This window comes from bacterium (genome assembly GCA_030019025.1).
Classification (GTDB): Bacteria; Hydrothermota; Hydrothermia; order UBA1063; family UBA1063; genus UBA1063.
In genome coordinates, this window is record JASEFR010000030.1 from 8,617 (window position 1) to 15,288 (window position 6,672).

Annotated in this window: 7 protein-coding genes; 2 read left to right on the plus strand and 5 right to left on the minus strand. The window is 39.1% G+C overall.

Features of this window, described 5'->3' with window-relative positions; all coding sequences use genetic code 11:
• The coding region (locus tag QMD82_07545; protein ID MDI6851768.1) for a D-alanine--D-alanine ligase at positions 1-369 on the plus strand (369 nt) is incomplete at its 5' end.
• Here QMD82_07545 and QMD82_07550 read toward each other — a convergent pair.
• From QMD82_07550 to QMD82_07570, 5 genes are read right to left on the minus strand one after another with little or no spacing between them, the layout of a single operon-like run.
• Entirely contained in the window at positions 350-1,147 is a 798-nt protein-coding gene (locus QMD82_07550; protein MDI6851769.1) for a hypothetical protein, read from the minus strand. The two genes, QMD82_07545 and QMD82_07550, sit on opposite strands and share 20 nt — an antisense overlap.
• A gap of 1 nt (position 1,148) precedes the next feature.
• Complete coding sequence (locus QMD82_07555; GenBank protein MDI6851770.1) at positions 1,149-2,258, minus strand: glycosyltransferase family 4 protein; 1,110 nt, start codon at positions 2,256-2,258, stop codon at positions 1,149-1,151.
• Entirely contained in the window at positions 2,255-3,049 is a 795-nt protein-coding gene (locus QMD82_07560; protein MDI6851771.1) for a metal ABC transporter permease, read from the minus strand. Before QMD82_07560 ends, QMD82_07555 begins: the two co-directional genes overlap by 4 nt.
• Positions 3,033-3,821 carry a metal ABC transporter ATP-binding protein gene (locus tag QMD82_07565; protein MDI6851772.1) on the minus strand — a complete coding sequence of 263 codons (789 nt, stop codon included), beginning with the start codon at positions 3,819-3,821 and terminating at the stop codon, positions 3,033-3,035. The genes QMD82_07560 and QMD82_07565 overlap by 17 nt, the downstream gene beginning before the upstream one ends.
• Positions 3,809-4,603 (minus strand): metal ABC transporter substrate-binding protein, encoded by a 795-nt coding sequence (locus QMD82_07570; GenBank protein MDI6851773.1) that lies wholly within the window; start codon positions 4,601-4,603, stop codon positions 3,809-3,811. The genes QMD82_07565 and QMD82_07570 overlap by 13 nt, the downstream gene beginning before the upstream one ends.
• Positions 4,604-4,925: 322 nt before the next feature.
• Here QMD82_07570 and QMD82_07575 point away from each other — a divergent pair, with 322 nt between their 5' ends.
• A complete protein-coding gene (locus tag QMD82_07575; protein ID MDI6851774.1) occupies positions 4,926-6,566 on the plus strand; it encodes a T9SS type A sorting domain-containing protein in 1,641 nt (546 codons plus the stop codon).
• Positions 6,567-6,672 lie beyond the last annotated feature (106 nt).

The window sequence follows — 6,672 nt, forward strand, 5'->3', positions numbered from 1 at the left end:
GGAGTACTTGGCACAGGTGAAGGGAGTTTCCCCCTTCCCATCCTTGAATTAGAGGTAGTTGGAAGAGAATTTTATGACTATACAGCCAAATATACGAAGGGATTAACAAATTTTATAATACCAGCACGTCTTTCTGAAAGGACAACAAAAGCTTTCCAAGAAGCCTCTGTTAAACTACACAGAGAGATAGGTTGCCGTGGATTTTCCAGGGTAGACGGAATCGTAGACGAGAATGAAAACTATTACGTTCTTGAAATCAACACCTTACCCGGTATGACGGACTTATCCGACCTACCGAAAGAGGCGGAACACATTGGAATTCCCTATGATGAGGTAGTACTTTATATTCTCAGGTCGGCCTTTGAGTAGTAAAAAAGTAAAAGTTAAACCATTGGTCAGGATACTTTCTCACGTTCTCTGCAAATAAATTTAAAATTTGACTTTCAACGTTTTCTCTCTCAACGGGAAAGAATTCAAACCTTACCTTTTTCATCGTCTCATCCCAATGGCAAACAAGGAAATAAACATCTCCCTCAACAATTTTCGGAAGCTTAAAAATCCCTTCCGCAAAGATTACATCCCTACCCAAAAACTTCCTGACCGCATATTTTCCTGAAGTAACACGATCTACAAGAACTACGAGGGCATACTCTTTCGCCCTTTTCAACCTCTGAATTGCCTTAATTGTTCCCCTCCCTACCAGAAACACCTTAATTCCTTTCCGAAATCTTAACCACATCCATAAATAAAATTTTGGGAGGTTTTCCATCAATGTGTAGAATTCAAAACCATAATAGTTTATATATTTAGAAGCTATATCCCATGGGCCCATGTGGATCGAAAATATTATGGATTTTTTCCCTTTAAAAATCTCAAGGTCTTTGAGTTCCACATAGCTTTCCCACTTTTTCCGGTTGATCTTCATTACTCTCACATAGCTAAGAAACATTTTTCTAAAAGTATCTCTCATAATCATCTTCCGTTGCCTTAATTGCATTTTTGGGAACAAAATCTCAAGGTTCTTCATAACTGCTTTGGTACGCCAATCGAATATACGAAAGGCATCAGCAAGAACGATTGCAATAAACTCAGCAAATTTTTGTGGCACAAAAAAAGCAACAAATTGTGCAATCAAAGTCACCAGCATTTCAAATTATCCCCCTGTAAACCCTTTCCACCTTCTTTGCGATTTCATGCCAGTGAAACGGTTTAACAAACTCTAAGGCCTTTTTCGCAAGCTCAAAACTTAAATCCTTATACATAATTAATTTCTTTATCTTAGCTGACAAATCAAGAGGATTACCCTTTTCAAAGAGGATACCGTTTTCTCCGTCTACCACAACATTAGTATATCCTTCGATGTTAGAAGCAATCACGGGGGTTCCACAGGCCATGGCTTCCAGTAAAATTAAGCCAAAACTCTCACCTCCTATTGCAGGAGCAACAAAAATATCTATTTTCCTGTAGAAATCAGGGAGCTCCTCTTTCGGGATCTTGCCAAGAAATGTCGCGGGGATGTCATTCTCTTCACAAAATTTTTTATAGTATTCTGTAAGAGGCCCAGAACTTCCAATTACCAAGTGTGCCTTTTTTCTGAGCTCTTCATCGTTTGCAAAGGCTTCAAGCAGGACATGCAAACCCTTCCGAGGTTCATGCCTACTTAAGAAGCCAATATTTATCTTGTCCTCTACAAATCTACTCTTCTTTTGTGGATAAAACAGCTCTAAATCAACCCCATTCGGAATGATAACCCAGTCGCCATGGTAAGGGGGAATAACAGCCTCTTTCGCCGTTTTGGAAACAAAAATAAACTTTCTCAGCTTTCTCGCATCCTTTTCATAAAATATCCGGGCAATTTTATTCCAGTTGAAGCCCACAAAAGCGGTGTGAAAGGTCGCAACAGAAGGATATCGGGAGTAATGAAGAGCAAGTCCCGGCAGATTTGGTGCAAGTGGGCCATGAAGATGTACTACGTCAAACTTATTTTTTCTAAAGAAATCTTTCAAAAAAGAGGGTAACCCGAGATCAAAGGTCAAAGTTAACTGGGTATGGTTAAAAATCTTTAGTGCAGGAGTTAATATTACTCTACCCCTCCTAATTACATTCGTATCAACCTCTTCTACCAACCCAGGATATCCGGAAGTTAGTACGAAAACCTCATGGCCCAGCCTTTGAAGATATTTCTTCAAATTATAGATATGTTCACCCACACCTCCGGGGAATGGTAAATATGCATCACTTACCTGCAAAACCTTCATCGCTTCAATATCAGAGAAATAAAATAAAAAACTGCAGAAGTTACAACTACAGCAGCGCCTACAGGTACATCGATTATAAGGGATAAAATAAAACCAATAAAGGAACTCAGTATACCGAAGATGACAGAAATAACGATCATCTGATTAAAATGTTTTGAAATTCTCTGAGACAGAGAAGGAGGAATAATCATAAGTCCGTAAACAACAAGCGCACCCACTGACTTCATACTCAGAACCACTGAAAGAGCCGTAAACAAGAAGAAGTAAAGCCTGAACCTGCTGACATTTATGCCAGAGGCTAAGGAAAGTTCATTAGAGAAAACTATTTGAAATAAAATACGATGGTAATATATGACAAAAAAGAGGTAAAGAAGAAAAGCTGCCGCAAGGAGAATTAAGTCAACCGAATTAGCCATCAACGGACTACCAAAGAGATACGACATGGCATCAGATGCATAAGTTCTCGTGAGCCCAAAAAACAAAATAGCTAACGCCATAAAGAAAGAAAAGAGTATACTGAGGGTCTGTTCATATTTTCCTTCTCTTTTTTCACTTAAATACCAAAGGAAATAGGCGGAAATAACGGTAATCAAAAAGGCACCAAGAATCGGGTCAAAACGAAGCAGATATCCAAGGGCAACTCCCGCAAAAGCAATGTGGGCAAAGCCAGCCGCAAGAAAAGAGGTATCAGAAAGAACTGATATAGAACCAGCGAGGGGGAGAAACCCTCCAGCAATTAAAGTCGCTACAAAAGCCCGCTGTATGACAGAAAGTTTAAGCATTTCTATCATGGTGAACATCCCTTACGTTAACGAACCTCAAACCATCTTTCGTAACAACGTCGACTTTAGTTTGATAAACTTCTGATAAAACCTCCGGTTTTATCACATCCTCAAAAGAACCTGCAAAGTATTTTCCATAGCCCATCAAAATAAATTTTGTTGCAACTTCAAGATATGGGTTCACGTCGTGAGTGATAACTATAACAGGAATTTGAAAATTCTTGTGTGTTTTTACAATCACCTCATTAACTTGAATTTCACTCGCGATATCCACTCCTGCAGTCGGCTCATCAAGAAGTAATGCTTTTGGAGGCCCCATTAAAGCTCTCGCAATCAACCCCCGCTTCTGTTGTCCCCCGGATAAGTGAGCAAAAGGTTTATCTTTATGCTCTAATAACCCTACTCTTTTTAAATTTTCTATAGCCTGTTCCTTATATTCTTTAGGGATTTTCTGTAAAGGCTCTAATAGAGGATAACAGCCAGAGATTACGACATCATACAAGGTAGCAGGAAAATCTCTGTTAACGTTATAAAACTGAGGCACATAACCTATCATTTTTTTGTGAGGACAAACACCCGTTACAGGACAGCCAAAAATATAAGTTTCCCCTTTAAGAGGCCTCAAAATTCCAAGCATTGTCTTAGCAAGAGTGGTTTTCCCCGCACCGTTTGGGCCAAAAATAATTACAAAATCGTCCTTTTCGATGGTAAAAGTAATGTCTTCTGCAACTTCATGGTCCGGATACCCGATAGTAACCTTGTAAAAGATTATTTCCGGCATTCTAAACCCTTTTTAATTAAAAGTGCCTGTTCTTTTAAACTGATGAGGAAATCACCATCAAACAATGGATTAAGGAGGATAAAACAAGCACCAGATTCTTTTGCGAGGTTTTCACAAATCTGTGATGGCATATTGTTTTCTGCAATTATGAGACGAATATTCTCGGCCTTTATCCTTTGAACCCACCTTGCGAAATCACCAGCTGAAACTTCCTTTTCACCGTGGTGAACAAGGGCGCCAGCAACTTTTAAACCGAGAGGCTCGAGGAAATTGTTCCACGAGGGGTGGTACAATAGTATTTTTGTTCCAGAGTAAACCTTGAAGGAATCTTTAAGCTCTCTCACAAGTGAATTATACCGGACAAGAAATTGTTCAAGATTTTTTCTGAAGATAATAGTATCTTGAGGAAAAGTTTTCTCCAGTCTCTGCTCAATAATTTTCGCACACTCAGGAACAAGTGTGAAGTCTAACCAAATATGGGGATTAGTTACCTTAATATTTTCTCTTATGAGTTCATCATAGAGCCTAAGACAATTTTTATGCTTTTCGCATATTCTTTTACCCCACCCTTCAATATGCCCCCCAACCTCAATATGAAGGTCTGAAGTAATAGCGGTTTTTAAATCTGAAGGCCTAATCTCGTAAGTATGAGGATTTTGAGTTTGATTCAATATAGAAACCACTTTGTACTGTTTACCTGCCAAATAGCTAACCATCGAGGCAAGAGGTGGAATTGAAACCGAGATAGTTCTTGTAAAAACTAACAGAAAAAGAAATAACATTATCAACACTCCTGTTTGTTTTAATTTTAAAGCCTACGAGACGTTTTGTGTGTTGATTTAAGCAGTAAGAAGACACACAAAACCAAACCTGCCTTTCTTTCGATGCAAAGCCCTAAAGTTCGTAAATAACCCTCTTCTATTGTACTAACGAAATAACGGCAAAAAACCGAATCCAAACAAAGAAATTTTTCAGTTCCCTTGAAGCAAAAAGCTCAAAGCTCCAATGCAAATAAACAATTTCATCGAAAATTTGAGCAATATTAAGCCCTTGACATTTCAGCAAATCCATGGTATACTTAAACCAGAGTGTGGGGGTGGTAAAGTGAAATGTAAATTTACTATTATACTTATCACTTCCATAATTTCGATATTACATGCAAAAGGTTACCCCATCGCATGGGGGTACATTTACCACTACATTGATGGGCAGTTAGTTCCGGTCTCCGGCGCAAAGCCCTTGATTTTAGAAGGTATTCCACCTACAGCGCCATGTACACTTTCTAATCAAGAAGGTTTATATAAGTGTGATGATTGCGATGATGCTGGAATTTGTGAGCCAGGATATTACACCATTTGTGCATATAAGCAGATTGGAGATACAATCTTCTGGGGTGGAAAAGTTTTTTTCTGGCACAATATAGGATATGAGCGGGTTGATATCGTACTAAATATGACTTACCCACCGTATTCTCCCTGCGCTTCGATAAACCAACCTTATGACTTTGAAGGCGATGTATTATCTTCTCCACCGAACCTCAATTTCAACGCTAATAAAGAGAATTTCGTCAATTTCTATCCCTTATGTAATTGGTCTGATTCGGGATTTAGTGTATTTGACGTTAAGTTCTTTTCAATCAATAACAGAAATTTCATAGCTCTAACTGGGCACTACACCTCTCCGCAACAGTTTAGATTTAGAATAATCGAATATTTTCCAGAAACCCAAAACTTATCACTGAAACTTGACCTAAACTTGCCATGGACAACCCGCATCTTTGCAGACCCTCCCTTTGTTTACGTAGGCATGAGGGAATATGGCATAAAAGTTGTAAACTTCAGTAACCCAGAATCTCCAGAAACCCTTACTATTTCAGGTATAAGAGCCCACGACATCTGCGGTGATGAAGACTACCTTTATGTGGCTTCAGGAACGGGGCTTGCTGTTATTAATAAATTCGACTTTAGTGTCGCTTACACCTGGAATGATAGTGGGGATCGCAATTATACCATTGCTTACAATCCTGCTACTCAAAAAGTTTACCTCAGTCACAGGTACTCAATGGTAAGAATCTTTGATGCTTCAAATCCTCCAGACCTCATAGTGCTGGATTCCATTAGCGTCTCAGGAGACTATTTTGACGTTGGCGTGTGGAATCACGATACATTATTCGTTATAAGAACTCCCTTGAGAGGTTTTTCCCTCTTCAAAGAGGATGTTACAAATTGTGGTTCTTACGAGCATGACTATGGTATGGTCTTTCCATATGCAGGAATAGCCAGATCACCTTTCCTCTACGTATGCTGGGAGGTCCAGGGAATACATAAATACCTCTTTAGTGCGGGGGAGTTTCAACTTACAGGTTACTTCCAGCCGGACACCTCATGGTATGGAGCCGTAGAAAGCTGTGATATCATTGATGACTCCACTATTGTAATTGGTGCCAATGATAGAGGTGTTTATTTACTAAAAGAAAGAACAGTAGGTACAGAAGAATGTATTCCATGCAAAAAGACTACAATTAATGCTCTCTATACAAGGGGGAAGTTAAAATTCAACATTCCCTCCCAGGAACCTCTTCCCGTACGTGTCGAGATTTTCACGATAGACGGAAAAAGGATTTATTCTAAGGCCATCAAACAACCGGGGTTACAAGAGATTGATGTTAAATTACCCTCTGGAGTATATCTTATGGTTTTGAATGGGAAAAGGAGATACACAGCTAAATTTGTGTCTGTGGATTAATTCACAATCTTCTATCTCTGAAATCCCCCCTCCTGCACAAAGCGTGTGATTTACTTCTTTACTTTAAACCAAGTCGTTTAGAATTAAACGGCTGCACTAAAGTAGA